This window comes from Novipirellula rosea, from assembly GCF_039541335.1.
GTDB classification, from domain to species: domain Bacteria; phylum Planctomycetota; class Planctomycetia; order Pirellulales; family Pirellulaceae; genus Novipirellula; species Novipirellula rosea.
Map to the genome: position 1 here is coordinate 1 of NZ_BAABGA010000001.1, position 1953 is coordinate 1953.

Below are 1953 nucleotides of genomic sequence, written 5' to 3' on the forward strand. Positions count from 1 at the left end.
CGGTTCAGTGGTTGCCGCTCATAGCGGAACTGATCTGCGAATTGAAGAAATCAACAATGTTGTTTCACCACAAGTCGACGATGCTGGACCGACTTTGCTTACATTGCCAGTAAGTATCCAGGGCCTGATTGCGCACCGCGAAGTCACGGTTCCAGAATCCGGCAACGAAGATTTCGCCCGCACGGTTGATGTGGTCCACAATCCAACTGCTTCGGATATCACGACCACTGTTCGCGTCATCGGCAATCTGGGATCGGATGCGGACACAACAGTGTTTGCCACTTCTGACGGTGACACGATCGTGGAAACGACCGATCAGTGGATCGGGACGGACGATGGCGATCCGAATGGTGGTAAGCCGGCGATCATTCATTACATCCACGGACCGGGAGTCAGCCTGAATCCGACAGCCATCGGACTCAGCGGAGATCTCGGTGACAACATCGACTGGACCTACGACGTCACCGTACCGGCCGGTGAGACTGTTCGACTGGCTCACTACACCGTCACGGCCAACACGCAAGCGGAAGCGATCGCCTCGGCCAACGCACTCGTCACGGCCACCGGCTTCGCCAACCAGGCAGACGAGTTTCTGACGCAGGACGAACTTGATTCGATCGCGAACTTTGTCTTCAACACACCGCCTGTCGCGTTGCCCTCGAACGTTTCTGGGAACGAAGATACCGACTTAACAATCGTGCTCACAGGAAGTGACGCCGATGGCGACTCTCTTGTTGCGACAATTGAAACGCTGCCTGCAGACGGCCGCTTGTTCCAAACCAACGACGGACTAACCCGCGGTGCTGAGATCACTGCAACTGGTACACTTGTGACGGATTCTCAGCGTCGTGTGATCTTCGTTCCTGAAGATGATGCTAACGGTAATCCTTATGCTGGGTTTTCGTTCACCGTAAGCGACGGTGTAGCCGAATCGAATTCCGCCACCGTCAGTATTGGCATTAATGCAGTGGACGATGCCGCAGATGACACGGCTACGACCATTGAGGACACACCGGTTGGTGGTGATGTGTCGACCAATGACACCTACGCTGGCACGGTTACTTATGCGCTGAACACTGGAGCGTCCAACGGAACGGCCACGGTGAACCCCGATGGCACGTTCAGCTACACGCCGAATGCCGACTTCAACGGCACGGACTCGTTTACGTACGACGCCACCGATGTGAACGGGGATATTGAGACCCAGACGGTCACGATCACGGTCAATCCGGTCGACGATGCCAGTGACGATACGGCAACCACCAATGAAGACACCGCGATCAGCGGTGACGTGTCGCTCAACGACACCTATGCCGGTGCGGTCAGTTACGCCCTGAACACCGGGCCGAGTAACGGAACGGCCACGGTCAATCCCGACGGTACCTTCAGCTACACGCCGGATCCTGACTTCAACGGCACAGACGCGTTTACCTACGACGCGATCGATGTGAACGGGGATATTGAGACCCAGACATTAACCGTGACCGTCAACCCGGTCGACGATGCCAACGACGATACCGCCACGACCGATGAAGACACCGCCGTCAGCGGTGACGTCTCGCTCAACGACACCAATGCCGGCGCGGTCAGTTACGCCCTGAACACCGGGCCGAGTAACGGAACGGCCACGGTGAACCCCGACGGTACCTTCAGCTACACGCCGGATCCTGACTTCAACGGCACAGACGCGTTTACCTACGACGCGATCGATGTGAACGGGGATATTGAGACCCAGACGGTCACGATCACGGTCAACCCGGTCGACGATGCCAGAGACGATACCGCCACGACCAATGAAGACAACGCCGTCAGCGGCGATGTCTCGCTCAACGACACCTATGCCGGCGCGGTCAACTACGCCCTGAACACCGGGCCGAGTAACGGAACGGCCACGGTCAATCCCGACGGTACCTTCAGCTACACGCCGGATCCTGACTTCAACGGCACAGACGC

At 57.5% G+C, this 1953-nt stretch carries 1 protein-coding gene; it reads left to right on the forward strand.

The window, feature by feature from the left end:
* Positions 1 to 94 precede the first annotated feature (94 nt).
* Positions 95 to 1953 (forward strand): Ig-like domain-containing protein (locus tag ABD971_RS00005; protein WP_345318227.1); only part of this gene is annotated, 1859 nt, incomplete at its 3' end.